Consider the following 25,635-nt stretch of genomic DNA (forward strand, 5'->3'; position numbering starts at 1 on the left):
TGCACCCGAACTTGAAAAGCAAAGGAGAAAAAAATGTCAGGAAAAACCGTAAACAGCGCTATCCTGCTGCTGGTGATCGGCAACGCCATGGCATTGATCTCTGACGTGTTCATCAAACTCCTGGAGCCCGGCGCGCCCGTATTTCAGTTTGCGTTTCTGCGCTGCCTGATCACCCTGGGCCTTCTGCTGCCGCTGGCAGGACAACTGGACCGGAAAAACCTGTTCGCCGGACTGAAGATCCACACCTTCCGGGCCCACATCCACCTGGCCGGCCTCCTGTGCATGGTGATCGCCCTGGGCAACCTGCCCCTGGCGACTGCCAACGCCGTGTTCTATGCAGCGCCCATCCTCGTGATGGTGCTCTCGGTATTCCTGTTCCGGGAAAAGCTCACTCCCCTGAGCGTCACCGCCGTATTCAGTGGCTTTGCCGGCATCGTGCTCATTCTACGGCCGGTGGAATTCAACTGGGCGGCCGTGGCAGCCCTTGGCTCGGCGTTTGCCCTTGCCATCAACGCCGTCCTGGTCCGGAAACTTCCGAATCAGCAGAGCACTGTCCACAAACTATTCCTGAACTACCTGCTGATTCTGCCAGCGGCTGGCGCCCTGGCCTGGTGGGAAGGCGCACAGTGGGATTCAGGCATCCTGATCGGCGCCATGGGCTCGGCCCTGTTCATTCTGGGCTACAACATCACCGTATTGCTGGCCTACCGCCAGGTAGACGCCAACCAGGTCACCAGCGCCGAGTACACCGGTCTGATCTGGGCCGTGGGGATTGGCTGGATCTGGTTCGGAGAGGTGCCCGACCTGTGGTTCCTGGCCGGCAGCCTGATGATCGTGGTGCCCCTGCTGCTCATTGGCCTGCAGCACCGGCGCAAGGAGCCTGCAAGAGGATTTAATCCAGCCCCGGAGCAACAGCAGCTCCGGAGCCAGGAAGCTTCATTCAGTGCCGGGACGATTCAATTAGCGCGTGAGTGTCGTGAATGATCCGACCAATCCGGGCCTCCGGCGGCAATCCGTCACCGTAGCCCAGTTTGAGGCGGTAATGGCCTGAATGGTTGCGATGCCAGTCACGCCGGCGGTCATGCCTGTCGCGATAGACATCGCGCTTGTGCTTCTTGCCCCAATGGCGCTTGTCACCATGGTAGCCGTGGCGATCGTAACGATTGTGGTGCTTGCGGTCCCACTTATGCTGTTTGTAGTGCCGGGGCTTGTGATGGTGCCGATCGTAATGGCTGTCGCGGTAATGGGCCTGCAGGAACTTTTTCTCATGACCCGGAGGTGAGGCTTTGCCGCGTTCATGGTGCTTTTGCCAACCCTGACCCCGGCGGTCATCATCCGCCATCACCGGAGCAGACACCATCAGGAATGCCGTTACCAGGCTTCCGATCAACAGTCGCTTCATGATGATTCTCCCGTTCTGCTCAGAGACAGATCTCGCATCCGGACCCAGTGCCGGATGCCTCTGAACCCAGATTATCGAAGCGGGAGCGAATGTCAGTGCCTTGGGGCCTGCTTTGCAGGATCTTTACGCAAGGCCCCGTCAGCTTGACGTTTGAATGGCCGGTAGTGTCGTATTTTCTGTCAGAAGGTGAAGAAAACGTTCAGCGCCTCAGGTGGTTCTGCAGTCCTCGAAAATATTGAGCGACGGCTCGATCGCCCCGGTCTTTACGTTCATCAGTCCCAGCATGGAGGAGAACAGGTTGTCGTGGCTCAACGGTTGCGATGCGATCCGGTTGACGCACTCGGCATCAATCCGGTTATCCATCCGGAAACCGTCTGACAACCACACAACCATGGGCACATGGGTCTGGGCCTCCGGCGCCAGCATGTAAGGAATACCGTGCAGGTAGATGCCACCCTCGCCCAGTGACTCGCCATGGTCAGAGACATACACGAGGGCAGTGTTGTAATCCGCCTGCATGGATTTCAGCATGCGCACGGTTTCCCCAAGCAAGCGATCGGTTACCAGAATACTGTCATCGTAGGCGTTGATAATGGCCTGTTGGTCACAGCTCTGCAGTTCATTGCTCTGACACTCGGGCAGGTACTTTTTCTGGTCCGGTTTGCTGCGCTTGTAGTACTCGGGACCGTGACTGCCAAGCTGATGCAACACCATGAAATGGTCGTTGTTTTCTGCAACATCGAGCTGCTGATGGGCACCCTTCAGCAGCACCAGATCATCACAGTACTCGCCCTGGCAAAGGTCGGTATCCTCCGGACGAACGGTCGGAATCCGGTCACACATGCCCTTGCAGCCGGAGTTATTATCCAGCCAGGTACTGACGATGCCGGCGCGGGTCATGACATCCAGGAAGTTATCACTGTTCTTGGCCACGGCTTCATCGTAATCCGATCTGCCCAGCCACGAGAACATACAGGGCACCGACAAGGCCGTTGCGGTCCCGCAGGAGGATACGCGGGGAAAATTGACCAGTGTTCCGCCCGATTGCCGGGCCAGTTTACTGAGCTCCGGGGTGGTATCGCGCTGATAGCCATTCAGACCAAAATGGTCTGCGCGCGCAGTTTCACCAAGAACGAAAACCACCAGATTGGGTTTGGCGCGATCGGAAACCGGGAGAGAAACCGTCGCATCCAGCCCCACCTGCTGGTATTCCTGGGGAAACTGCGCCGCAGCCACCTTGCTACCCAGCGATGCCAGGGCAGCAACACTGTTCACCGGCACCACAAGATCCTTGATGTCGCGGTGATTACGGAACGTTGAAGCCATCTCCTGATAGCTGGTCAACGCCAGTACCAGAATCAGAGCGATATCAACAATGATCGGGGCCAACCAGTGAGTGACCCTTTTCAGGCCCGCCGGCCAGCTCACGCGTGCCAGGAAGAGCAGCACAACCGGAATCACAAAGAAGAGCGCCATGTGCACAAGCAGTCCGAGGCTCAGCAGGCCGCGAGCCTCCTGCACATCGGTTTCGAACACGTTCTGCAGCATGTGCTTGTCGATCAGCACGCCATACGCGTTCATGAAATACCCACTGAGCGCTGCACTTAAAAACAGAAACACCAGTACCGGCTTCAGGATAAATCGTGCCGAAAACAGGCTGATCAGGAGATGGTTGACCAGCAGCAACAAAAACGCGAGTTTGAACATCAGCATCGGCTGATCAAAGCCGACGTATCGATCAAGGGCGGTGTAGAAAGGAACGTTATACAGAGCGGTAAGTGCAAAGGCGCTGATCAACACCAGCCAATGCGGTTTGATTGCAGGCCATTGAAACCGACCGGTTCCGCTATGCACAAACGGCTGCGCGTGAAGAGTGGGTTTTGAGGACAAGCCCATGGGATTTTCCGGGATAAGTGTGATTCAAGGTCTGGTGAGTGTGCTCCCCGAACCTTAAAGCAAACTTAAACGGACTTAGCTCAACTCATCACGCAGGTGGGATTCGATGGCAAAGGTGTGCGGGCAATCCGCACCCATTGCCCTCAGGGACTCTGCAAGGCGCAAGAGATAATCGGCATTCGGGCCACTGGGGCCTGAGGCAGAGGCGATCTGGCGGGCAATATCCGCGTCCGGCGCATGGCCCAGGAAGGCCTCGTTGTCTTCGGTGGCGATATAAACCAGACCCTCGGCATGGCTGCCATCGTCGAAGGTAAGCCTGGTGCTCAGGCGCAGATAACCGTTCTTTTCCCGGACATCCAGGTGTTCGAACACATTGGGCGACACCCGGAACGCCATGCCCTTGCAGACAGCATCCGGCTTTTTCACCAGGGTTACCACCCGGCCCGGCGACTCGGGGGTTCCCCGGTGATCGTGCGACCCCTGCCAGAACCGCCGTTCCCAGCCCCGAATCGACGCCGGGCGCTGCTCCAGGAAGGGAAAATCGACCTTGTAGATCAGGGAGCCATAACCAAACAGCCAGACCGACTCGACGCCGGAGAAATCGTATCGTTGGCGATTGTGCTCAATGGTATTGGCAGACATCAGACACCCTGCTGCGAGAACGGAACGGGGAATACTCTAGGTGGACGCAATAAAACCCGCAATGCCCGTCAGCACGATTTCAGCCGCCATGGCCGAAAGGATCAGACCACTGATCTTGGACATTATGTTCAGGCCAGTCTTGCCCAGCACCTTCTCAAGGTAGCCTGACAGATGCAGCAGCACAGCCAGGATCAACAGGCTCGATACCAGCCCCAGGAGCCCGCCGGCCACCTCAGATACCCGGTTGAGTTCGGCACCGTACACCATGATCGCACCAATGGTGGCCGGGCCAATCATCACCGGAATAGCCAGTGGCACAACGGCAATGTCATCACGGTCCTCATCAGGCAGCCCGGTGGCGTGATTCCGGGTACCACTGGTCACCAGGCTGATGGCGGTCAGAAACAGCAGGCAACCGGCACCGATCCGGAACGAATTCAGGGTAATGCCGATGGCGCTGAACAACAGCGGGCCGGCAAAGAACAGAATCACGCCCATCAGAAAGGCCGAAACGCAGGCACGGCGGATGATCGATGTTTTCTCGGTTGCTGGAAGGCCCCTGGTCAGCGCCAGGAACATGGTCACTACGAAAAAAGGCGCCAGCAGGAACAGGAAGCGAATGGTGCTGCTGATGTAAGTCGAGAAAAACGTTTCAATCATTCCGTGTCGTCCGGGTGCCATCGAAAGCCCGCAAGCATAGCTTGCTACGCGGCACTCCGCCGTAAGGAAGTGAACGTATGGATAAGCTCAACCACAACCGGACGGGTGGATTCGGTTAAGTCGATAGTTCTTCCAGATAGGTTTCGCCGTCGCCGTACAGGGAGGCGAACTCCTCCTCGGGCACCACGGTCACGGCAATCTCCGGTTCATGTCCACCACCCCCCAGCAGGACGCCCCGCATCGGGGTGATATCGGAAAAGTCCCTGCCCCAGCCGAGGGTAATGTGTTCCAGGTCCGGCCTCAGGGCATTGGTAGGATCCAGCTCCAGCCAGCCGAAATCCGGCACGAACACAGCCACCCACGCATGGGTAGCATCGGCTCCAACAAGGCGCTCCTTGCCCTCGGGCGGATGGGTCAGGATATACCCGCTCATGTAACGTGCGGCCAGGCCCAACGAGCGAAGACAGGCAATCATGATGTGGGAGAAATCCTGGCAAACCCCTCGACGGGCCTTGAACGCCTGTTCGACCGGAGTGAAGGTTTCCGTCGCCGTTGCATCGAAACTGAAATCGCGATGAATCATCCGCATCAGGGCATCGGCCGCCTCTACCAGCGCGCGCCCCGGAAGGAACGCCTCCCGGGCATAGGCGGCGTACTGGGAATCAATGGGCACATTGGTGGAGACAAACCGGAACGCCGTGGCCTGAAGATGGTCCGCCGGGAACTTCCTGTCGGCACGGTACCGCAGGCTATCGCGGACGGTTTCCCAGGGAACTTTTGCCGCGGCTGCCGAGGGTTTCGGACGCTCACGAAGCTCCACCCAGAATTCGCTGATGATCCGTAAGTACTCATGTTCCGCGGTAAAATCAATCTTGGTAATCCGATTGCCGAAACTGTCCAGGAACGAGCTTCGCACCGGGGGTTCCGGTGCAATCGCCAGATGATGTTCCAGATTCCGCTGCCAGGGCAGGGCCCGTGGCGTAAGCCTCAGCAAATGGTGGGACTCCCCCACCACCTGATCGTACTGGTAGAGGGTCTCATGACGCACATGGTAACGGACAAATGTCATGACAGGTGCCTCAATCCGGGTTCACAGACCGGTCGGAATACCGGGTGTGAATAAAACACTGCCGCTGGATTTCATCAGACACACGATAGGCCTCCGACCGGATGTCACACAATAGCTCCGCCAGGGCTTCACAGGCTTTATCCGGGCGTTTGCGCTCAAACGGATGCAAATCAAGCGCTCGCAGCCGCTGCAGCGATTCGTTCAGATCCGGCGGAAACAGCTGACCGGTTTTACGACCCATCTCCGGCAGGTCCTTCTGGAGCTGGCGCAGCTGGAACATCACCGAATGAGGATTGCTTGCGTCTATCACCAGGGTATGGAGTACCCCCAGAAGCTCTGGTGTCCGACGGTATCGGGTGCGGTAGGTGACTTCCGAGTTGGCCACTTCCAGCAGCCACTCTAGCATGGCATGGCGGCTGAACCGGTCGCTGAACAGGGGCACGCAAATCAGCGTACAGAGATTGGCCAGTCGCTCCAGGCGCCGGCCGATCACGAGGAAAACCCAACTGGCATCCCGCGTAATGTCATCCATCGCAAAGCCCGCCAGGGAGATGCAGTCCAGCAACACCAGGTTCAGTGCCCGAATCGACCGGTCCGGCGTAGTTGGCGCCGGGCTCAGGGGCTTACCCACCCGATTGAGCGTGTGCCAGTTGTCGGAAGACAGACGGTCCCGGACCTGGCTGGCATTGAACAGCAACGCCTGGAGAATCGACGCAATTGAACCCGGAAATTGCAGGTCACTCACCGCTCTCAACAAGGCGTCGGGAAGCGGCTCGGGGACCGCATCTTCTTCAGGCTCCGGAAGGGTCCCGAATTGCTCGGCGGCCTGTTGCAGCCCGAGCAGGGCTTCTTCACTGGCCTGGTCGTGGCCCGACAGGCGGTTGAACGCCGCCCGCAATAAACGGGCAGTTCCCTCCGCCCGCTCCGAGTGCCGGCCCATCCAGAACAGGTTTTCTCCCACCCGGGAGGGCGTGTCCCGCTCGCCGTCGAGCAGGTCAGACACCTGCAGCCGTTTCTTGATCAGTGACTTGGAGGGGGCCGTGTAGCGAGCCTGTACCCAGGTGTCCTTCGACAGCCCTCCCCGTTGCATGGAGATGACTTCCACACCCGCATCCATGGCGACCCGGGTCAGCCCACCGGGCATGACCCGCCAGCCGGAGGGCGTGGCCGCCGCAAACAGCCGCAGGCCGATGGACCGGGTGGCCAGCGGCTGCTCCGGATCCCCCTTCCAGACCGGCGCCTGGGAAAGATGGACGAGCTCCTGGCCGACAAAGGCATGGGGATGGGCATGCATCTTCTTGATCAGGGCGTCCCGCTCTGCACCTTTCACCTGGTAACCGAACACCGGCTCCATTCGCATGCTCGCGAAGGCCGGTTTAATGACCAGCTCGTCCAGGTGCTCAATGACATAATCCAGAGCCGGTTTCTCACCACACCACCAGGACGCCACCGACGGCATAGCCAGAGGCGAGCCCAGTAATTTCTTCGAAATCTCCGGCAAAAACCCGAATAACGCCGCACTCTCAAGCACCCCGGAACCCAGGGCATTTGCCATCAGCACCTTGCCTGCCCGCACCGCTCCCAGAAGCCCGGGAATCCCCAGCACGGAATCGGCGCGAAGCTCCAGCGGATCACAGAAGCCATCGTCCAGCCGGCGATAAATGGCGTGTACCCGCCGCAGGCCCTGAAGCGTTTTCAGGTACACCGTGTCATCTCGCACGGTCAGATCCTGGCCCTCGACCAGCGGCAAACCCAGGTAACGGGCCAGGAACACATGTTCGAAATAGGTTTCGTTGAAACGGCCCGGGGTCAGCAGAACGCAAAGCGGTGACTCGGTTCCGGCTGGCGACATGCCCGCCAGGCTGTTCTGGAAACCCTGGAAGAATTCCGAAAGGTTGGTTACCGGCAGGTTGTGGAATGGCGCCGGGAACGCCCGGGAAATCACCAGCCGGTTCTGAAGGGCGTAACCGGCGCCGGAGGGCGCCTGGGTACGGTCTGCCATTACCCACCAACCGCCGTCTGGTGCGCGCGCCAGATCCACGGCATACAGGTGCAGGAACCGGCCCCCGGCAGGCTGAATCCCCTGGCAGGGCCACTGGAAACCCGCCTGCCCGTAGACCAGGGCCGGAGGCATAAGACCTTCTTTTAACAGCGACTGCTCGCCGTATAGATCGGCCAGAACGCTGTCCAGGAGCTCTGCACGCTGGGCGACGGCTTTCGAGAGCCATTGCCATTCATCGGCGCCCAACACCAGCGGCAGCAGATCCACCTCCCAGGGTCGGGTATCGCCGCGGGGGTCTTCATAGACGTTGTAGGTTACGCCATCTTCGGCGATGGCATTGGAAACCGCCTGAGCCCTGAGGTTGAGACCAGCGACAGACTCAAGGTTCAGCTGCTGCAACAACGGACGCCAGTGCGACTTGGGCCCGGAACCCCCGGTGCCAAGCTCATCAAACCGGTCCGGCACCGGATGGTACTGGCGGAGGATGTCAGTAACTGCTTGCTGCTTCGCCACCTTGAATTCAGGCTCCGTTAGTCAGTGAGCTGGAAGCATAGCCGCTTTCTACTCTCCGGAGCCAGCATCAAACCACATGTCCAGGCATCTTATTTGTGATATCGCAGATCCAGGGTAAACGGAAACTCCCGATGCTCCGGAACCGGCCGCAGGGGCTGTTGCCCCGAGCTGTGTCCCATCCGGAAGAAGCGCGCCATGCGGCGGCCTTCCGCTTCGAACGAGTTCACCGGCAAAGTCTCGAAATTCCGGCCACCGGGATGGGTCACGTGATATTCACAGCCGCCCAGGCTGCGTTCATTCCAGGTGTCCACGATATCAAACACCAAAGGCCCATCCACACCAATGGTCGGGTGCATGCACTGGGATGGCTGCCAGGCCCGGTACCGGACGCCGGCGACCGATTCACCCACCATCCCTGTTGGCTGAAGCGGCAACGGCACCTGATTGCAGGTGATCTGGTAACGATCCGGGGCAGCGCCGCGTACCTTCACCTGCAAACGCTCCAGGGAAGAATCCACGTAGCGGGCGGTGCCGCCGATAGCGCCGTGTTCCCCGGTCACATGCCAGGGCTCCAGAGCCGAACGCAGCTCAAGGGTTATGCCCTTGACCTTGTAATCGCCGATCCGGGGGAACCGGAACTCGAAATGGGGCGCGAACCACTCGCTCTCGAGCGGGTAACCCTGGGCCTTCATATCGTCGATGACGTCCTCGAAGTCCTGCCAGACATAGTGAGGTAGTAGGAACCGGTCGTGCAGCTCGGTTCCCCAGCGAACCAGCCCGCTGGGTTTGTAGGGCTGCTCCCAGAATCGGGCCACCAGCGCCCGCAGCAGCAATTGCTGGGTCAGGCTCATGCGGGCATGGGGTGGCATCTCGAAGGCCCGCAACTCGAGCAGACCATGACGCCCACCCGGGCCGTCCGGGGAATAGAGCTTGTCGATACAGAACTCGGCCCTGTGGGTATTGCCGGTGACGTCCGTAAGCAGGTCCCGGAGCAAGCGGTCCACCACCCAGGGCGCGACTTTTTTGCCCACAGGGCATAACCGCTCCATCTCCCGGAACGCCAGTTCCATTTCGAACACATGGTCGTTGCGCGCCTCATCAATCCGCGGCGCCTGGGAACTGGGACCAATAAACAGGCCGGAAAACAGATAGGACAGGCTGGGATGGTTATGCCAGTAGCTGATCAGGCTGCGCAGCAGATCCGGGCGCCGCAGGAACGGGGAATCCTCTGCCTTTTGCGAACCCAATACAAAATGGTTGCCACCACCGGTGCCGGTATGACGTCCGTCCATCATGAACTTCTCGGAGGTCAGCCGGCACTCATAGGCGTCCGCGTACAGAGTCTCAGTCTGTTCAACCAGCTCATCCCAAGTCCGGACCGGCTGCACATTCACTTCGATCACCCCGGGGTCTGGCGTGATGCGGAAATGACTCAACCGGTGATCCGAGGGTGGCTCATACCCCTCGAGCAGAACCGACTGCTGCAGCTCTTTGGCGGTTTTCTCGATGGCGGAAACCAGGGCAAGGTATGGCTCCAGCTTCTCCAGCGGCGGCATAAAAATACGAAGAATGCCCTCCCGGGGCTCCACGCACAGGGCGGTGCGGACAATCTCGGGTGCCGACTTTCCTTTTTTAGGCGGCGCCCGTTCCGGCGACACCTGCCCGGACTGGCCCCGGCTGTTCCATTGGCGGATTTCCTCGCTGGCCGGCAGCTGGCCACGGGGCGCAAACGGGTCCTGCTCATGGATCCAGGGGTAATCGGCTTCCTCCACCCAGGGCTGGCTGTCCAGAGGCAGCCGGTGCCCCATGGGGGAGCCGCCCGGAATCAGGTAACAGCGTTCACTGCGAAGGAACCACGGGCCGGTTTCCCAGGCCTGTTCCTTTTCCGACACACGCAGTGGCAGCACGTAGCCGACGGGCTCATCCAGTCCCCGGCTGAAAATCTGCTGAAGCTGCTTGCGCTCCAAGGCATTCTCGAGTTTCGCATCGAAAGGATCGACGTTGACCGGTAGACGTCGCTCCCGCCACAAGTAATAAAAGGCATCCTCGAACCCCGGGAACAGCTGTTTTTCATCAACACCAAGCTCTTTCGCCAGGGCCGACAAAAACCTGTGGGCATCTTCCGGGCTTGCGTTGCCTTCGATGCGCTCATCCGCCAGCCAGCGCTCGTCCCGCCAGATCGGCTCGCCATCCTTGCGCCAGTAACAGTTCAGGGACCATCGGGGCAGCGGCTCCCCCGGATACCACTTTCCCTGGCCGAAATGAACCAACCCGCCAGCGCCATAGCGATCCCGCATCCGGTGATAGAGCTCGATGGCCTTCTTGCGCTTGGTGGGGCCCATGGCCTCGGTGTTCCACTCCGGCTCGTCCCGGTCGTGATTCGCCACGAAGGTGGGTTCACCGCCCTGGGTCAGACGCACATCCAGTTCTGTCAGACGCTGGTCCACGTCATGGCCCAGCCCAACGATGCGTTGCCACTGGGCCTCGGTATAGGGTTTGGTCACCCGAGGTGCTTCCCAGATGCGCTGAACGCTCATCTGGTGCTCGAACTCGACCCCGCACTCCTCAACCATGCCGGTAATTGGCGCCGCCGAGGACGGATCCGGGCTGCAGGCCAGCGGGATATGCCCTTCTCCGGCAAACAGGCCGGACGTCGGATCCAGCCCCACCCAACCGGCGCCCGGCAGGAAGACTTCGCACCAGGCGTGCAAATCGGTGAAGTCTTCCTCAGCGCCCGAAGGGCCATCCAGTGCTTTCTGGTCTGCCTTGAGCTGAATCAGGTAGCCGGACACAAAGCGCGCCGCCAGCCCCAGATGCCGGAGCGTCTGCACCAGCAACCAGGTCGAATCCCGACAGGAGCCGGAGCCCTTTTTCAGGGTTTCCTCCGGGGTCTGGACGCCCGGCTCCATCCGGATCAGGTAATCAATACGGTCAGCAAGGCTCTGGTTCACACCCACCAGGAAATCCACGCTGGGAGTTTCCTTGCGGTCTATGGTGGCCATCCACTTACGGAATTCCGGTGTTTCCGGTAGTTTCTGTAAATAAGGCGCCAGCTCTGCCGTCTGCCACTCCTCGTATTCAAACGGAATGGTCTCTGCCCGGGGTTCCAGAAAGAAATCGAACGGGTTGATCACGGCCATCTCGGCAACCAGATCCACAGTGATCTTCAGTTCTTCGGTTTTCTCCGGAAACACCAGGCGGGCCAGATAATTGGCCTGGGGGTCCTGTTGCCAGTTCAGGAAATAACCCTCTGGTTCCACCTTCAGCGAGTAGCTGAGGATGCGCGTCCGCCCGTGCGGACACGGACGCAATCGAACTATTTGCGGGCCCAGGCTGATCGGGCGCTCATAGCGATAGTGGGTGGTATGGCTCAGGGCAACGTGAATCGACATGGAACCTATCTCACAGGCGAATAAAATTGGGAGTTTCAGGCTGTCTCGTAGACAGGAAACCACGTCTCTGCAATATCGTCGTGAAGCTCACCGATTTCTAACTGCAGTTTTTCCAGGAACAGGATCACGTCCTCCTTGCGGATCAGTGCATCCACGTCCCCATCCCGGGTGTGACGTACCGCCTGCAACGCGGTGCGGAGCGGAATCTCGTTCCTTGGCAGACGGTCGAGAGCGCCCGCGACTTCGCTGAGGCTGTGCAGCACCGATCGCGGGAACGGCTCATTCTGCAACAGGAAACGAATGACCAGAGGCCCGCTGACCTTCCGCCGCACATTGTGACGGTACATCTGGAAGGCACTCTGATAACGCAGGACACTGGTCCACAGCAGCCCGCCATAGGTTTCGGTGCCATCCCAGCCGTCGAGGAACTGCAGGGCGCCCACTTCAATCTGCCGGGTGGCCATGTCCGCCCGCTCCAGGTTGCGGCCTACTCGGATGAAGTCATACCCCTCATCGTGACTCATGCAACCGGCCAGCAAACCATTGAGCATCTGGCAGCGACCCACGATTTCGTTGAGGAATTCGTACCTCGCCCGCTTACCAACCCCCTGATCTATGTTCTCCAGGATGTACCGGTACAGCTCGTTGATCACCTCCCAGGCGTCGGTTGGAATCTGGTCCCGGGTGGTGCGCACGTTCTCCCGGGCGGCCTTGATGCAGGAGGCAATGGAGCTCGGGTTGTAGCCATCCGCCATCAGAAACTTCACACAGTTGCGCTCATCGGCCTTCTGATGATGCTGGTCAAACAGCGCCCCCATGCCCGTCACGGCCACCAGTCCCTTCCAGGAAAGCTGGGTTTCCCGGGGCATGTCCAACGCCAGGGAATTAAAGGCCATGATCATCCGGGCGTTGTTCTCGGCCCGCTCAAGGTATCTGGCCATCCAGTACAGTCGTTCCGCTACACGTGACAGCACATCAATTCTCCTCGTCCACGATCCAGGTATCCTTGCTTCCACCGCCCTGGGACGAATTCACCACCAGGGAGCCTTTTCGCATCGCCACCCGCGTAAGCCCGCCAGCCGTAACGTAGGTTCTCACGCCCTGCAGCACAAAAGGCCGAAGATCCAGGTGTCGGGGCGCCAGGCCCTCGTCGCACAAAGTTGGGGCCACAGAGAGACTCAATGTGGGTTGGGCGATGTAGTTGCGCGGGTTCTTCTTGATCAGGCGCGCGAACTCGGTGCGCTGCTTCTTGGTGGAATGGGGCCCCACCAGCATGCCATAGCCCCCGGACTCGTTCGCGGGCTTGACCACCAACTCGTCGAGATGCTCAAGGACATACTCCTGATCCTGCTTGTTCACACACATGTAGGTGGGCACGTTCGGGATGATCGGCTCCTCATCCAGGTAGTAACGGATCATGTCCGGCACGAAGGCGTAGATCACCTTGTCGTCGGCCACGCCGGCACCCGGTGCATTGGCGAGGCCAACCTTGCCATTGCGCCAGGCTCGCATCAGACCGGGCACGCCCAGAGTGGAATCGGAACGGAATACCTCCGGGTCCAGGAAATCGTCGTCAATGCGGCGATAAATCACATCCACGCGCTCCAGGCCCTCGACAGTACGCATGTAGACACAATCATCTTCGCCAACCACCAGGTCGGCCCCTTCTACCAGCTCGGCGCCCATGCGCTGAGCCAGGAAGGAATGTTCAAAATAGGCGGAGTTGAAAATACCTGGCGTGAGCACCGCAATTTTCGGGTGGTCCTGAGGCCGGGGCGAAATCGACGCCAGCATGTCGAACAGCTGGTTGGTGTAGTCATCGACCGGCAGAATGCTGGTTTTGTCGAACAGCTCCGGGAACACCCGTTTGGTCAACTGACGGTTCTCCAGCATGTAGGAAACACCCGAGGGGACCCGCAGGTTGTCCTCAAGAACATACACCTTGCCATCTTTATCCCGCACCAGGTCGGATCCACAGATGTGCGCCCAGACCCCCAGTGGCGGCGTGAACCCCCGACATTGCTCGCGAAAGTTCTTCGAGTTGGCGAACACATATTTGGGGATGACCTTGTCCTTGACGATGTTCTGGTCGTTGTAGATGTCGTTGATGAACATGTTTAGGGCCGTCAGGCGCTGGGCCAGACCCTGCTCGATGGTTTCCCACTCCCGACGCGAAATAACCCGGGGAATGATGTCGAAGGGCCAGGCCCGGTCAATATTTTCGCCCTCGCTATAGATAGTGAAGCTGACCCCCATCTCAAGTATCGCCAGTTCGGCCGCCTGCTGGCGCGCCTGGATTTCCTCGGAACCAAGATTGCCCAGGTAGTCGGTAATCGCCGTGGCCGCAGGCCGGGGCTTGCCCTTGGCAGCAATCAGTTCATCGTAGAACTCGTTGGGATCGTAGTTTTTCCAGTCTATCGATTTGTTCTTTTTCATTTGGGGTCCTTTCGTTAACCACCGTGAGCTATTCGGTGTACCAGACGGAGTTTCTCCACCACCGGAGCCGCAAGCACGAAGGGGTAGGCATCGTCATGCCCCATGCTTCGATTCAGGCTGTTGAGCGCAAGCGTCAGGGGTAACCAGTGCTTGATCAGTGCATCGAAATCGTCGGCCTGGTAGGGGTCAAACGCAGGGTCTGGTTCGCTGTTCATTACCGGGCGCTGGCGGGCATTCACCCGCATCCCGAACTGCCAGGCAGTCTCTAATGTATCCACCATATGCAGGTAGTGTGCCCAGGTCTCGGCCCAGTCTTCCCAGGCATGGCTGCTGGCGTAGGAGCTGATGTACCAGCTCTGCCAGTCACCCGGCGGGCCGTACTGGTAATACTGGTCCAGCGCCTGTTTGTAGTCTCTGGCGTCATCACCGAACATCTCCCGAACCGGCCCAAGCCACGGCCCGGACCGGACCAGGATGTCCCAGTAGTAATGACCGGATTCGTGACGGAAATGCCCCAAAACAGTGCGATAAGGCTCAGCCATCTGGCTGCGCATCCGCTCCCGTTCCACAGGATCTGCCTCGGCAATATTCATGGTGATCACGCCATTTGCGTGGCCGGTTTTTACTTTCGCGCGTTCGTCGAACATCGCCGGCTGGTCAGCCAGAAAATCAAACGCCAGCCCGTACTGGTCCTCATTACGGGGTTCGCAGGGCAGCTCAAGGCGCAACACCGAATACACCAGACGCCGCTTTTCCTTCTCCAGACGCCGCCAGAGATCGTTGTTCTTCAGAATGCTGAGATCGGGGATGGTGCGGTTCAGTCGGCAGGCGACACAGAAGGTGTGGGCGTCCGGAGAAGGGATCAGCCAGTTGCAGGCACCCTGGTTCTGATAGTTGCCACAAAGCCTGTAGAGGTCGCCCCGGGCGACGGCCGCCCAGGTGCCATCATCGTTTGGCTCGATAGCCAGCAAGTCCATGACATCCGGGGCAAAGCCCAGTCCAGACCCACAACTGGTACAACGACTGTTTTCAAAATACAGCAGGTTGGCGCATCGGCCACAGTGAAACAGCTTCATCAGGGGACATCCTTGGCCGAGAGCGGCAAGACCATCCTTTCAGTATTGGCCAAAAGGGCCAAAACGCAACCTGGACACGCCCGAAAGCTGCCCGAAAGTCCCCCGCTGCCAACCGTTAAACGGCCAGAGCCGATTCGCGCTCGCTAACCCCGGATTCTGGTGCACGAACCAGATATTGAGCCGCATCAAAGCGTCGTGTCTGCTGACGGAACTGCCAGGTGAAGCCTGGCCATAATGTGGTGTTCTTGCCGTTTTCGTTCACGTACCAGCTCTTGCAGCCGGTCTGCCAGACTGAATCACCAAGCTTTGCGTGAATGGAAGCGTTGTAACGGCTCTGGGCGTCCGGCTTCACTTCCATGCTGCTCCATTGCTGCCGGCGCATCTTTTGGAGGGCATCCAGCACGTACTGGATCTGACTTTCGATCATATACACCATGGAGCTGTGGCCGAGGCCGGTATTCGGCCCCATCAGCATGAAGAAATTCGGGAAACCGCTGATGGTGGTGCCTTTGTATGCTTCGGCGCCATCCTTCCAGGCATCCAGCAGATCCTGACCATTACGGCCAAAGATCATGCCCGCGGGAATCGGGTCCTGGGCTCGGAAACCGGTGCCGTAGATGATGCAATCCACTTGCCGCTTGTTGCCCTGACCATCGATCACGGTGTTGCCCTGCACCTCACGGATACCCTCGGTCACCACATCCACATGGTCCTGGGCCAGCGCCGGATAGTAGTTATTGGAAATCAGCACCCGTTTGCAGCCGAAATGAAAATCCGGGGTAACCTTTCTGCGCAAGGCCTTGTCCGGAATCTGGTTGCGGATATGCCGGCGGGCCTGCAGTTCACCCAACTTCAGAATACGCGGATTGCCCACAAAGCCCAGTACCCGCGCCTCAAGCGACCAGTAGATACTCTGCCTGAACGCATTAAGTGTTTGTGGGAACATCCGGAAAAGCCGCTTCTCCACTGGCCGGATGGCACGGTCCGGCTTGGGCATGATCCACGGTGGTGTGCGCTGGTACAGGTCTACCTTTGCCGCCTGCTTCGCCACCTCCGGAACAAACTGGATGGCCGAGGCACCGGTCCCGATCACCGCCACCCGCTTGCCGCGCAAATCGTAGTCGTGATCCCAGTCCTGGGAGTGGAAACGCTTGCCCGTGAAGGATTCGATCCCCTTGATCTCCGGATACGCCGGCGTGCTCAATCCCCCCATTCCGGAAACGAGGATATCGGCCCTCAAGGTAGTGAATTCCGGCAGCCCCTTATCGGTTCGATCCAACCGGTCTCCCGGCTTCACGCCTCTTTCCTGCATGTACGCCCAAAGCGTCGGACTATCACAGGTTTCAACAACCCACCGTTGGTGGGTCTCATCAAATCGCGCTCCCGCCACGTGGGTGTTCAGCCGGATGTGCTTCATCAGCCCGTATTTCTCGGCGCAATGTTTCAGATACGCCTTGATCTCGTGCTGCTGGGCATACATCCGGCTCCAGTTCGGGTTCTGCTCGAAGGAGAAGGAGTAGAGTGCAGACTGCACGTCACAGGCACACCCCGGGTAATGATTCTGGTGCCAGGTGCCACCGATGTCGTCACTCTGCTCCAGGATCACGAAGTCGTTGTAGCCGGCTTCCCTGAGTTTGATGGCCATGCCCAGGCCGGAGAATCCGGTGCCGATGATGGCGATCTGTGTGTTCTGTGTCATTGCTGCACTCCTGCGTTGGCCCCAGTGCCCCAGCTAAACGGGACACTAGACCTTGTCTGTTGTTATCCGGCGGGTCATCATGGCCGGTAGACACATGTATACACAGCTTGGTATACAACCGTATACTCCTGGTTCGGTGATTGGCCTCAGGTGACTGATCATTGGCCTCTGCGGCGGGCTCTGGCTGGGGGGGCTGGTCATTTGTGGGCAGGTATTCCGAAAATGCTCGGAGCCAGGGATGGCGGAGAGCAAGCGTACATGGACGTACTTGCAGCGGTTTTCGGAATACCTGCCAACGCGGCCAACCTCCAAAGCAGAGGAAAAGATGAACGGATTAACCGGCGGAAAGCTGAAACTCATCCAGGCTGCGCTTCGGCTGATTACCGAAACCCGGAGCCTGACGTCGCTGGGACTGCGGGAGCTTGCCCGGGAGGCGGGGCTGAATCCGAATACCTTTTACCGACACTTCAAGAGCCTGGATGAATTCGGCCTGCAGGTACTGGGTTACATTGCCGAGGAGATGAAAGCCGGGGTCCGGGATCTGCGGCAGATGGCGGATTCTTCCGAACAGGCGTCGCGGGATACGGTGGCGTTTGTGTACCACTACTTCCTGGCCAATCCGGCGGCAACTACGGTGGCCGTGCGGGAACTCCACGGCCCCTCCCCGATACTGCGACGGGCCCTTGAATCACAGCTTGAAGCCAGCGCCCGGGAAATGGCCGAAGACATTATCGAGCGGCAACTGGTGAGCGCCGTGCCGTCCGAGACCATTCATGAAGTCTCCCGCATGACCATCCGCTACATCCTGTTCCGGGCCATGGATTACATCGAGAAACCCGCCCAGCGCGAAACCATCCAGACCGAAACCGAACATTTCATCAACCGGCAGTTCCGGGGTGCGATGCTTGATCACCTGTCGCAAACGGAAGTCGAACGCCTCGCCCTGAGGCAGGGCTGATATACCTCCGATAAATCCGCTTTCCGGGCAGATCTGGCAACCTGCACTAGTATGTAGATAACCAGAACAAGTGATCAATCGGGAAATCCGGAGGCAAACCAATAATGAAAATCGGTATCCCCAAGGAAATCTTTGAGGACGAGCGGCGAGTGGCCGCCACGCCACCTTCTGTTCACAAGTTAATCGGACTTGGTTATGACGTGATCGTGGAAGGCGGCGCCGGCGAGGCGGCGAACTACTCCGATGCCGCCTATGAAAAAGTGGGCGCAGCCATCGCAGCCGATACCAGCTCACTGTGGAAAGAAGCCGACTTTATCCTCAAGGTCCGCGCGCCCATGGAAAATCCGGCACTGGGCAAACACGAAGCGGATCTGATGAAGGAGGGCGCGTTTCTGGTCAGCTACATCTGGCCAGCCCAGAACCCGGAATTGCTGGAAAAGCTGGCCGCCAGAAAGATCACGTCTTTCGCCATCGACAGCCTGCCCCGCATCAGCCGCGCCCAGAAGATGGACGCACTCAGCGCCATGGCCAACATCGCCGGCTATCGGGCGGTGATCGAGGCGGCGAACCACTTCGGGCGTTTCTTTACCGGGCAGGTTACCGCTGCCGGCAAGGTGCCACCCGCGAAAATCATGGTCATCGGTGCCGGAGTGGCTGGCCTGGCAGCCATTGGCGCGGCCAACAGCATGGGCGCTATCGTGCGGGCCTTTGATACCCGGCTGGAAGTAAAGGAACAGGTCGAGAGCATGGGCGCCGAGTTCCTGGAACTGGATTTCGGTGACGAGGAAGGCAGCGGCAGCGGTGGTTACGCCAAGCAGATGAGTGACGAGTTCATCAAGGCGGAGATGGCGCTGTTTGCAGAGCAGGCGGAAGAGGTGGATATCATCATCACCACCGCCCTGATTCCCGGCAAACCGGCACCGAAACTGATCACCGCCGACATGGTAAAATCCATGAAGCCCGGCAGCGTGATCGTGGATCTGGCCTCAGAGCGAGGGGGTAACTGCGAACTGACCGAACCGGGCAAAGTCGCCCATCAACACGGCGTTACCCTGATCGGCTACACCGACCTGCCCAGCCGGATGGCCAAGGTGGCCAGTGATCTGTACGCCACCAACCTGGTGCATCTGCTCACCGAGCTGACACCCGAGAAAGACGGCACGCCGCTGGTGAACATGGAAGACGAAGTCATCCGCGGCCTGACGGTGGTTCACGAGGACGAAATAACCTGGCCGCCGCCACAACCGGAATCGCCGGTCAGCCCCAAGCCCGCACCGGGCACCGAGGAGCCTTCAGCCGAAGCAAAAGCGGCCGCCAAGAAGGACGCGGACCGTCGCAGCCTGATCGGCAAAGGCGTTCTTCTGGTGGTGACGGCCCTGGCGCTCTACGGAGTGGGCGCCCACGCGCCGGAAAGCTTCCTGCAACACTTCACTGTGTTCGTACTGGCCTGCTTTATTGGCTGGCAGGTGATCTGGAACGTAACCCCTTCCCTGCATACCCCCCTGATGAGCGTTACCAACGCCATCAGCGGCATCATCGTTATCGGCGCCATTCTGCATCTGGCCCAGGCGGAGAATATTGCCGTTGGCATCATGGCGTTTGTGGCGGTGCTGATTGCCAGCATCAACGTGGGCGGTGGCTTCCGGGTCACCCATCGCATGCTCAAAATGTTCCGCAAGTAGGAGGCGCCCGATATGAGCACAGGACTGGTGAGCGTGGCCTACGTGGTCGCAAGTATCTTGTTTATTCTCAGCCTGGGTGGCCTCAGCCACCAGGAATCGGCACGGCGCGGTAATCTCTACGGCGTCGCCGGCATTATCATCGCGGTGGGGGCCACTCTGGCCAGCGTAGACGGAGGCATTACCGCCATCATCATTGCCGTGTTGCTCGGTGCCGGCATTGGCATTCCCATCGCCAACAAGGTGGAAATGACCCAGATGCCTCAGCTGGTCGCCCTGCTCCACAGTTTCGTGGGTCTGGCGGCGGTATTGGTAGGTTTTTCCGGTTATATCGAGCCGTTGATTGCCACCTCCGGTACCGAGCACACCATCAAACTGGTGGAGGTGTTTGTCGGCATTTTTATAGGTGCCATTACCTTCACTGGTTCACTGGTGGCCTGCGGCAAACTGGACGGCCGAATCGACAGCAAGGCGCTGACCCTGCCCGGACGGCATCTGATGAACCTGACAGCGATCATTGTCTGCGTCTTGCTCGGGGCCTGGTTCCTGGGCACCGAGAGCATGGCCCTGGGAATCGTTGCCCTGATCCTGATGACCGCCATTGCCTCGGTCCTCGGCATTCACCTGATCATGGCTATTGGCGGCGCCGACATGCCGGTGGTGGTATCCATGCTAAACAGTTACTCCGGGTGGGCCGCCGCTTCCATCGGTTTCATGTTGGGCAATGATCTGCTGATTGTCGTTGGTGCCCTGGTGGGCAGCAGCGGTGCCATCCTCAGCTACATCATGTGCAAGGCCATGAACCGCTCGTTCATCAGCGTGATTCTCGGTGGCTTCGGCCAGACCAGCAGCAGTTCGGCGGCCGCGGACGCCGATCAAACGGTGCACGAATCCAGTGCCGATGATGTCTGCGAGGAGTTGCGCAACGCCCAGTCGGTGATCATTGTGCCCGGTTACGGTATGGCGGTGGCCCAGGCCCAGAACGGCGTCAGCGAGATGACCAAGATCCTTCGGGAACGGGGCGTAAACGTGCGTTTCGGCATTCATCCGGTGGCCGGCCGTCTGCCAGGGCATATGAACGTGCTATTGGCGGAAGCCCACGTCCCTTATGACATCGTGCTGGAAATGGACGAAATCAACGATGACTTCCCGGATACCGACGTGGTGCTGGTCATCGGCGCCAACGACACCGTGAACCCGGCCGCCGCCGAAGACCCGGGCAGTCCGATTGCCGGCATGCCGGTGCTGGAGGTCTGGAAGGCCCACCAGGTGGTTATCCTCAAGCGGGGCATGGCCACCGGTTATTCCGGGGTGGAGAATCCACTGTTCTTCAAGGACAACGCCCGTATGCTGTTCGGCGATGCCAAGGAAAGCATCGATAAGCTGGTAGGAGGCTTGCGGGGCTGAAGGCAGCCCCGCGCCTGTTTTCTTCGGGAGTTATTCGGTGGTGTTGTACACGTAGGACGACACGGTGCCGTCCTGGTTGAACCGCACCACCAGGTCGGTGGTTTCCGCTTCACCGAAGGCAGACCACTTGTACTTGCCATAGGTCCAGGTGCGTTTGCCGTCTTCGATCCCGGTGCGCCACGGCTCGCCGAACATCTCCTGGATATCGGCCCGCGTGGTTTCACCAATCTGGATCTGGTCCACATTGTGGGTGGCGAAGTCTTTGCCGACAGTCGCACAGCCCACCATGGCCGCCATCACCAGAGCCACGCACAACGTTTTAACCGAACCAATCATCGACATACGTATCCCTCATATTCGGGTGAATTTCACCCATCATAACGTGTCTCTGAGCAGACGCGATTACGAAGACGACAGGTTTCCGGAAACAAAAAAGCCGCAGGCCGGGAGGCGCTGCGGCAGGTCGATCGTCCGATCGAAGGGGATAATCAATACAGTTTGGCGAGGGACTTCTTGGCGAAGGATTCGACTTCGTTCAACCGGCCTTCTTTCACCTTGATCAGCCATTCGGGATCCTGCAGAAGTGCCCGACCAACGGCAATCAGCTCGAACTCGTGGTTATTCATCCGCTCCACCAGCTCATCGATCCCGGCTTTCTCAACCGCTTCCTGCTTGCTGGCAAAGGTGCCGCTGATGAAATCTTCGGTCAGCCCGACACTGCCCACGGACATGGTCGGCTTGCCGGAAAGCTTCTGGGTCCAGCCTGCGAGGTTCAGATCCGAGCCTTCAAACTCCGGCTCCCAGAACCGGCGGGTAGAGGCGTGGAAAATGTCCACACCGGCTTCCACCAGTGGCTTCAGGAACCGTTCGAGTTCCTCAGGGCTGTTCACCAGTTTGGCTTCGTAATCCTGCTGCTTCCACTGGGAGAACCGCAGCATGATCGGGAAATCAGGCCCGACGCGATGGCGCACCGCCTCAACGATTTCGACCACAAAGCGCAGGCGGTTTTCCATAGAGCCGCCGTATTCATCGTCCCGCTGGTTGGTGCCTTCCCACAGGAACTGGTCCAGCAGGTAGCCATGGGCACCGTGGATCTCGACACCATCAAAACCGAGGGCTTTGGCATCCTGGGCGGCATCGGCAAAGGCGGTGACGACATCCTCAATATCCTCTTTGGTCATGGCTTTGCCGTTGGGCTTGCCAGGGCCAAACAGACCGGATGGGCTGTAACCGGGCACCGAAGGATCCGGAGGTGTGCCTTCCTTGCGTACGGCGCCAACGTGCCAGAGTTGCGGGAAAATGGCTCCACCGGCTTCGTGCACGGCATCAACAACGTTTTTCCAGCCTTGAAGGGCGTCGGAACCATGAAATGCCGGCACATTGGGATAACCACTGGCGGCGGGGTGATTTACTGTAGTGCCTTCGGTAATGATCAGACCAACGCCGGCTTCGGCGCGGCGCTGATAATAGGCCACAACATCCTCACCCGGCACACCATCAGGCGAGAAGTTGCGGGTCATCGGTGCCATCGCCACCCGGTTACGCAGCTTGAGGTTGTGAAGTTCAAACGGTTCGAAAAGCGGGCCAAGATTCATGCTCATGGTAATGTGCAACCTTACTAGTTTGGTTTCGTTAAGCAACCATATTGAATCTGGTTTTAAAATGCAACCCTATTCAGTACACTCCCACCATGGCCAGAAAACGTTTTGATGACTCCAGTTGCTCCGTCGCCCGTGCCCTCAATGAAGTGGGTGACTGGTGGTCCCTGCTGATCGTACTACACGCCATGTATGGCACCCGCCGGTTCGTGGACTTCCAGCAGGAACTGGGCATTGCCAAGAATATCCTCTGCGATCGTCTGGCCCGGCTGGTGGATAACGAGGTGTTGCGCAAGGTGGATGTGGGCGAACACGGCTCCCGCTTTGAATACCGCCTGACTGAGAAAGGCCGGGATCTGTTCCCGGTGGTGATTGCCCTGCGCCAGTGGGGAGATAAATGGAACCCCGCCCCGGATGAGGCTCCGCTGGACCTGCGCGACCGCGCCACCGGTCGCCCGATACACACGGTGGAAGTCCAGGACGCCGATGGCAAAGCCCTGTCCATTCGCGATGTGTTTGTTCCGGAAGAAAGCCTGCCAGTGCGAAAAAAGAACTCGGCCTGACTCTCCGCAGTAATCGCGGCGCCGCCCGATTTCTTGAGCTACGTCAATCTTGCGATCAAACCAGCCCCCCTGCCCGGCCAATCTTGCGCTAAATCAAGTTTCCTTTCTCCGCTGCCACTAATCTGAAGCCATCAACGATTCAGGTTAAGGAGATGGATATGTCCCGCACATTTAAACTTGGTGTTCTGGCTGCAGCGGTTATGGCTGCGGCGCCGGCTGTTCAAGCGTACGAAGCTGGTGATTTTATTGGCCGCGTTGGCGTGGTGACTGTTGATCCGGATTCCTCCAGCAGCAATTTGAACTCCAATGCTCTTGGTGAGCTTGACGGCGCCAAGGTTAGCGTTGATTCCAACACTCAGTTGGGCCTGACCGTGAGCTATATGTTCACTGATCAGATTGCTCTGGGTATTCTGGGCGCGACGCCGTTCAAGCACAACATTGAAGGTGATGGATCCATTCTGGGTGGCGCCGGCAAACTGGCCGAAACCAAGCAACTGCCGCCAACCATCACGCTGCAATACTTCCCGATGCCAAGTGGCAGCAAGTTCCAGCCTTATGTTGGCGTTGGCGTGAACTACACCAACTTCTTTGAAGAGAAAACCACCCAGACTCTGACCGATACCTATGCAACACTCGCCTCAGGCGTGGACCGCACCGACATCGAACTGGATGACAGCTTTGGCTTGGCAGCTGAGATTGGCCTGGATTACATGGTCACAGACAACATCGGTGTAAACGCCGCTATCTGGTACGCAGACATCGATACCGAGGCCACCATCAACGCCTACGCTGGCAACACTAAAGCAGACACCAGCACCATTGACGTTGATATCGACCCCTGGGTCTACATGGTAGGCCTGTCCTACAAGTTTTGATCCCCGTGCCTCCGTCAGTCGCCACGGTCTGTTGGCTGACGAAAGGTGCGCTCTCCTGTGCGGGGCCCTCCGGCCCCGCCTTTTTTTGTCCGCCAGAAACAGGAAGGCGGAGCATCTGCCCCGCCTTCCTGAACTGTCCTGACCTGCCTCAGGCACTCTGGCGCTGGGCTGAGCGGCTTCGCTGACCACCGCCATTCTGGCTCCGGCCACCACTGCGGCCACCTGGCTTGTCCCCAAAGCTTTTCGGCTTGCCTCCGGGCCGGCCATTACCACCACCGTTACTACTGCGGGTACGGGCGCGGCTGGGATCGGCCTTGGCTTTCGGCTTCAGCGGCAGGTTGTTGGTCGGCTCAAAGCCTTCCACTTCCGTGCGCGGCAGCTGCTTCTTGATCAGCCTTTCGATGCCCGCCAGCATTTTTCCTTCATCAGCACTGACCAGTGACAGGGCGTGACCACTCTCACCGGCACGGCCGGTGCGGCCAATACGATGCACATAGTCTTCCGGTACGTTGGGCAGTTCAAAGTTCACCACCTGGGGCAGCTGCTTGATGTCCAGGCCACGAGCCGCGATATCCGTTGCCACCAGCACACGCACTTCGCCAGCCTTGAAGTCCGCCAGCGCGCGGGTACGGGCACCCTGCGACTTGTTGCCGTGAATGGCAGCAGCGGTAATACCGTCCTTCTCCAGTTTCTGGGTCAGGCGGTTGGCACCGTGCTTGGTGCGGGTAAACACCAGCACCTGGTCCCAGCTGTTGTCACGCACCAGCTTGCTCAGCAGGGCGGTTTTCTGGCTCTGATCCACCGGGTAGACAGACTGCTTGATGTTTTCGGCAGAGGTGTTTCGAGCCGCCACTTCAACCTGAACCGGGTTATCCAGCAGACCTTCGGCCAGAGTACGAATCTCATTCGAGAAGGTGGCGGAGAACAACAGGTTCTGGCGCTTGGCCGGCAACAGCGAAAGGATCTTGCGAATGTCGCGGATAAAGCCCATATCCAGCATGCGGTCGGCTTCGTCCAGCACCAGGATTTCCACTTCGTTGAAGCGCACAGCGTTCTGCTGATACAGGTCCATCAGGCGGCCCGGTGTTGCCACCAGCACGTCCAGGCCTTTGCGCAGCTTCATCATCTGCGGATTGATTTTCACACCACCGAAAACCACCGCGGCCTTGGTAGGAACGTATTTGCTGTAAAGATTCACGCTGTCGTGAACCTGTGCCGCCAGTTCACGGGTGGGCGTCAGGATCAGCGCGCGGGGGCCTTTGCCGGTGCGCGGGTTTTCACCCAGACGCTGCAGCAAGGGCAAGGTAAAACCGGCGGTTTTGCCGGTACCGGTCTGGGCAGCAGCCATAACGTCCCGGCCAGAAAGCACGGCGGGAATGGCCTGGGCCTGAATGGGAGACGGGGTTTCATAACCCTGGTCAGACGTGGCACGGACCAGCTGCTCGGACAAACCGAGTGAAGAAAAACTCATATAGGATCAACTCTTGATTATTCTGCCTCCACGACCACCGTTCTCGGTGAATGCGGGCAGATGCCATGAACATTCATGGAATAAAAGACGACTACGGTCACGCGCCGTTATCGGGGTGACGTCCTCTGACAGGTCGTATGGAAAGGTCGCACGGGCTTAAAGCCTTAAACTGCGGAATCCCTAGAGGCAGGATGCGGGCACATTAACAGAGGCCCGGGCAATTAGCCATAGGTGATTATAATAAGCATCCGAAGGAACCTGGCGGACATCCTCAAGTCAGAGTGTTTTGATCACCGG

20 protein-coding genes are annotated in these 25,635 nt (G+C 59.0%); 6 read left to right on the plus strand and 14 right to left on the minus strand.

Features of this window, described 5'->3' with window-relative positions; all coding sequences use genetic code 11:
- Positions 1–33 precede the first annotated feature (33 nt).
- On the plus strand, positions 34–984 hold the full coding sequence (locus ACP86_RS08390) for a DMT family transporter (protein ID WP_053113304.1): 951 nt from the start codon (positions 34–36) through the stop codon (positions 982–984).
- Here the strand turns inward: ACP86_RS08390 and ACP86_RS08395 are convergent.
- The 11 genes from ACP86_RS08395 to ACP86_RS08445 all read right to left on the minus strand — a co-directional run bounded on the left by ACP86_RS08395 (position 941) and on the right by ACP86_RS08445 (position 16,787).
- A complete protein-coding gene (locus ACP86_RS08395; RefSeq protein ID WP_053113305.1) occupies positions 941–1,402 on the minus strand; it encodes a hypothetical protein in 462 nt (153 codons plus the stop codon). The genes ACP86_RS08390 and ACP86_RS08395 overlap by 44 nt on opposite strands.
- A 207-nt stretch (positions 1,403–1,609) precedes the next feature.
- Entirely contained in the window at positions 1,610–3,298 is a 1,689-nt protein-coding gene (locus ACP86_RS08400) for a phosphoethanolamine transferase (RefSeq protein WP_082220551.1), read from the minus strand.
- Positions 3,299–3,373: 75 nt separating this feature from the next.
- Positions 3,374–3,940, minus strand: coding sequence for a gamma-glutamylcyclotransferase (locus ACP86_RS08405; RefSeq protein WP_053113306.1), 567 nt, complete (start codon positions 3,938–3,940; stop codon positions 3,374–3,376).
- Positions 3,941–3,976: 36 nt separating this feature from the next.
- Positions 3,977–4,600 (minus strand): MarC family protein, encoded by a 624-nt coding sequence (locus ACP86_RS08410; RefSeq protein ID WP_008172684.1) that lies wholly within the window; start codon positions 4,598–4,600, stop codon positions 3,977–3,979.
- Between the two features lie 115 nt (positions 4,601–4,715).
- Positions 4,716–5,669 (minus strand): transglutaminase family protein, encoded by a 954-nt coding sequence (locus tag ACP86_RS08415; RefSeq protein ID WP_053113307.1) that lies wholly within the window; start codon positions 5,667–5,669, stop codon positions 4,716–4,718.
- Between the two features lie 10 nt (positions 5,670–5,679).
- On the minus strand, positions 5,680–8,184 hold the full coding sequence (locus tag ACP86_RS08420) for a circularly permuted type 2 ATP-grasp protein (protein ID WP_053113308.1): 2,505 nt from the start codon (positions 8,182–8,184) through the stop codon (positions 5,680–5,682).
- A gap of 89 nt (positions 8,185–8,273) precedes the next feature.
- Complete coding sequence (locus ACP86_RS08425; RefSeq protein ID WP_053113309.1) at positions 8,274–11,576, minus strand: DUF2126 domain-containing protein; 3,303 nt, start codon at positions 11,574–11,576, stop codon at positions 8,274–8,276.
- 35 nt (positions 11,577–11,611) lie between these two features.
- On the minus strand, positions 11,612–12,550 hold the full coding sequence (locus ACP86_RS08430) for an alpha-E domain-containing protein (RefSeq protein WP_008172676.1): 939 nt from the start codon (positions 12,548–12,550) through the stop codon (positions 11,612–11,614).
- 1 nt (position 12,551) lies between these two features.
- Positions 12,552–14,012, minus strand: a complete 1,461-nt coding sequence (locus ACP86_RS08435; protein ID WP_053113310.1) for a circularly permuted type 2 ATP-grasp protein — start codon at positions 14,010–14,012, stop codon at positions 12,552–12,554.
- A gap of 14 nt (positions 14,013–14,026) precedes the next feature.
- Positions 14,027–15,088 (minus strand): putative zinc-binding metallopeptidase, encoded by a 1,062-nt coding sequence (locus ACP86_RS08440; RefSeq protein WP_053113311.1) that lies wholly within the window; start codon positions 15,086–15,088, stop codon positions 14,027–14,029.
- A gap of 115 nt (positions 15,089–15,203) precedes the next feature.
- Positions 15,204–16,787 carry a flavin-containing monooxygenase gene (locus tag ACP86_RS08445; RefSeq protein ID WP_053113312.1) on the minus strand — a complete coding sequence of 528 codons (1,584 nt, stop codon included), beginning with the start codon at positions 16,785–16,787 and terminating at the stop codon, positions 15,204–15,206.
- Positions 16,788–17,112: 325 nt separating this feature from the next.
- Between ACP86_RS08445 and ACP86_RS08450 the strand changes: the two genes are divergently transcribed.
- The 3 genes from ACP86_RS08450 (at position 17,113) to pntB (ending at position 20,831) form a co-directional block, all read left to right on the plus strand.
- Positions 17,113–17,745 carry a TetR family transcriptional regulator gene (locus tag ACP86_RS08450; RefSeq protein WP_039881970.1) on the plus strand — a complete coding sequence of 211 codons (633 nt, stop codon included), beginning with the start codon at positions 17,113–17,115 and terminating at the stop codon, positions 17,743–17,745.
- A 104-nt stretch (positions 17,746–17,849) separates the two neighbouring features.
- Positions 17,850–19,427 (plus strand): Re/Si-specific NAD(P)(+) transhydrogenase subunit alpha, encoded by a 1,578-nt coding sequence (locus ACP86_RS08455; protein WP_008172671.1) that lies wholly within the window; start codon positions 17,850–17,852, stop codon positions 19,425–19,427.
- A gap of 12 nt (positions 19,428–19,439) precedes the next feature.
- Positions 19,440–20,831 (plus strand): Re/Si-specific NAD(P)(+) transhydrogenase subunit beta, encoded by a 1,392-nt coding sequence (pntB, locus tag ACP86_RS08460; RefSeq protein WP_053113313.1) that lies wholly within the window; start codon positions 19,440–19,442, stop codon positions 20,829–20,831.
- Positions 20,832–20,861: 30 nt separating this feature from the next.
- On the opposite strand, the gene bamE is transcribed toward pntB, so the two are convergent.
- Both bamE and ACP86_RS08470 read right to left on the minus strand, forming a co-directional pair.
- Complete coding sequence (gene bamE / locus ACP86_RS08465) at positions 20,862–21,167, minus strand: outer membrane protein assembly factor BamE (RefSeq protein WP_053113314.1); 306 nt, start codon at positions 21,165–21,167, stop codon at positions 20,862–20,864.
- A 152-nt stretch (positions 21,168–21,319) separates the two neighbouring features.
- On the minus strand, positions 21,320–22,432 hold the full coding sequence (locus ACP86_RS08470; protein ID WP_008172665.1) for an NADH:flavin oxidoreductase: 1,113 nt from the start codon (positions 22,430–22,432) through the stop codon (positions 21,320–21,322).
- Positions 22,433–22,521: 89 nt separating this feature from the next.
- Between ACP86_RS08470 and ACP86_RS08475 the strand changes: the two genes are divergently transcribed.
- Both ACP86_RS08475 and ACP86_RS08480 read left to right on the plus strand, forming a co-directional pair.
- Entirely contained in the window at positions 22,522–22,992 is a 471-nt protein-coding gene (locus ACP86_RS08475; RefSeq protein WP_053113315.1) for a winged helix-turn-helix transcriptional regulator, read from the plus strand.
- 158 nt (positions 22,993–23,150) lie between these two features.
- Positions 23,151–23,867 (plus strand): OmpW/AlkL family protein, encoded by a 717-nt coding sequence (locus ACP86_RS08480; protein ID WP_008172661.1) that lies wholly within the window; start codon positions 23,151–23,153, stop codon positions 23,865–23,867.
- A 148-nt stretch (positions 23,868–24,015) separates the two neighbouring features.
- Here the strand turns inward: ACP86_RS08480 and ACP86_RS08485 are convergent, their stop codons facing one another.
- Positions 24,016–25,338 (minus strand): DEAD/DEAH box helicase, encoded by a 1,323-nt coding sequence (locus ACP86_RS08485; RefSeq protein ID WP_053113316.1) that lies wholly within the window; start codon positions 25,336–25,338, stop codon positions 24,016–24,018.
- Positions 25,339–25,635: the final 297 nt, after the last annotated feature.

Origin of the sequence: Marinobacter sp. CP1, assembly GCF_001266795.1 — a bacterium.
Lineage (GTDB): Bacteria > Pseudomonadota > Gammaproteobacteria > Pseudomonadales > Oleiphilaceae > Marinobacter > Marinobacter flavimaris.

Excerpts from the sequence above, each read along its gene's own strand:
- ACP86_RS08390 (WP_053113304.1), top strand. The coding sequence starts at position 34 with ATGTCAGGAAAAACCGTAAACAGCGCTATCCTGCTGCTGGTGATCGGC.
- ACP86_RS08395 (WP_053113305.1), bottom strand. The coding sequence starts at position 1,402 with ATGAAGCGACTGTTGATCGGAAGCCTGGTAACGGCATTCCTGATGGTG.
- ACP86_RS08400 (WP_082220551.1), bottom strand. The coding sequence starts at position 3,298 with ATGGGCTTGTCCTCAAAACCCACTCTTCACGCGCAGCCGTTTGTGCAT.
- ACP86_RS08405 (WP_053113306.1), bottom strand. The coding sequence starts at position 3,940 with ATGTCTGCCAATACCATTGAGCACAATCGCCAACGATACGATTTCTCC.
- ACP86_RS08410 (WP_008172684.1), bottom strand. The coding sequence starts at position 4,600 with ATGATTGAAACGTTTTTCTCGACTTACATCAGCAGCACCATTCGCTTC.
- ACP86_RS08415 (WP_053113307.1), bottom strand. The coding sequence starts at position 5,669 with ATGACATTTGTCCGTTACCATGTGCGTCATGAGACCCTCTACCAGTAC.
- ACP86_RS08425 (WP_053113309.1), bottom strand. The coding sequence starts at position 11,576 with ATGTCGATTCACGTTGCCCTGAGCCATACCACCCACTATCGCTATGAG.
- ACP86_RS08435 (WP_053113310.1), bottom strand. The coding sequence starts at position 14,012 with ATGAAAAAGAACAAATCGATAGACTGGAAAAACTACGATCCCAACGAG.
- ACP86_RS08440 (WP_053113311.1), bottom strand. The coding sequence starts at position 15,088 with ATGAAGCTGTTTCACTGTGGCCGATGCGCCAACCTGCTGTATTTTGAA.
- ACP86_RS08445 (WP_053113312.1), bottom strand. The coding sequence starts at position 16,787 with ATGACACAGAACACACAGATCGCCATCATCGGCACCGGATTCTCCGGC.
- ACP86_RS08450 (WP_039881970.1), top strand. The coding sequence starts at position 17,113 with ATGAACGGATTAACCGGCGGAAAGCTGAAACTCATCCAGGCTGCGCTT.
- ACP86_RS08455 (WP_008172671.1), top strand. The coding sequence starts at position 17,850 with ATGAAAATCGGTATCCCCAAGGAAATCTTTGAGGACGAGCGGCGAGTG.
- pntB (WP_053113313.1), top strand. The coding sequence starts at position 19,440 with ATGAGCACAGGACTGGTGAGCGTGGCCTACGTGGTCGCAAGTATCTTG.
- bamE (WP_053113314.1), bottom strand. The coding sequence starts at position 21,167 with ATGATTGGTTCGGTTAAAACGTTGTGCGTGGCTCTGGTGATGGCGGCC.
- ACP86_RS08470 (WP_008172665.1), bottom strand. The coding sequence starts at position 22,432 with ATGAGCATGAATCTTGGCCCGCTTTTCGAACCGTTTGAACTTCACAAC.
- ACP86_RS08475 (WP_053113315.1), top strand. The coding sequence starts at position 22,522 with ATGGCCAGAAAACGTTTTGATGACTCCAGTTGCTCCGTCGCCCGTGCC.
- ACP86_RS08480 (WP_008172661.1), top strand. The coding sequence starts at position 23,151 with ATGTCCCGCACATTTAAACTTGGTGTTCTGGCTGCAGCGGTTATGGCT.
- ACP86_RS08485 (WP_053113316.1), bottom strand. The coding sequence starts at position 25,338 with ATGAGTTTTTCTTCACTCGGTTTGTCCGAGCAGCTGGTCCGTGCCACG.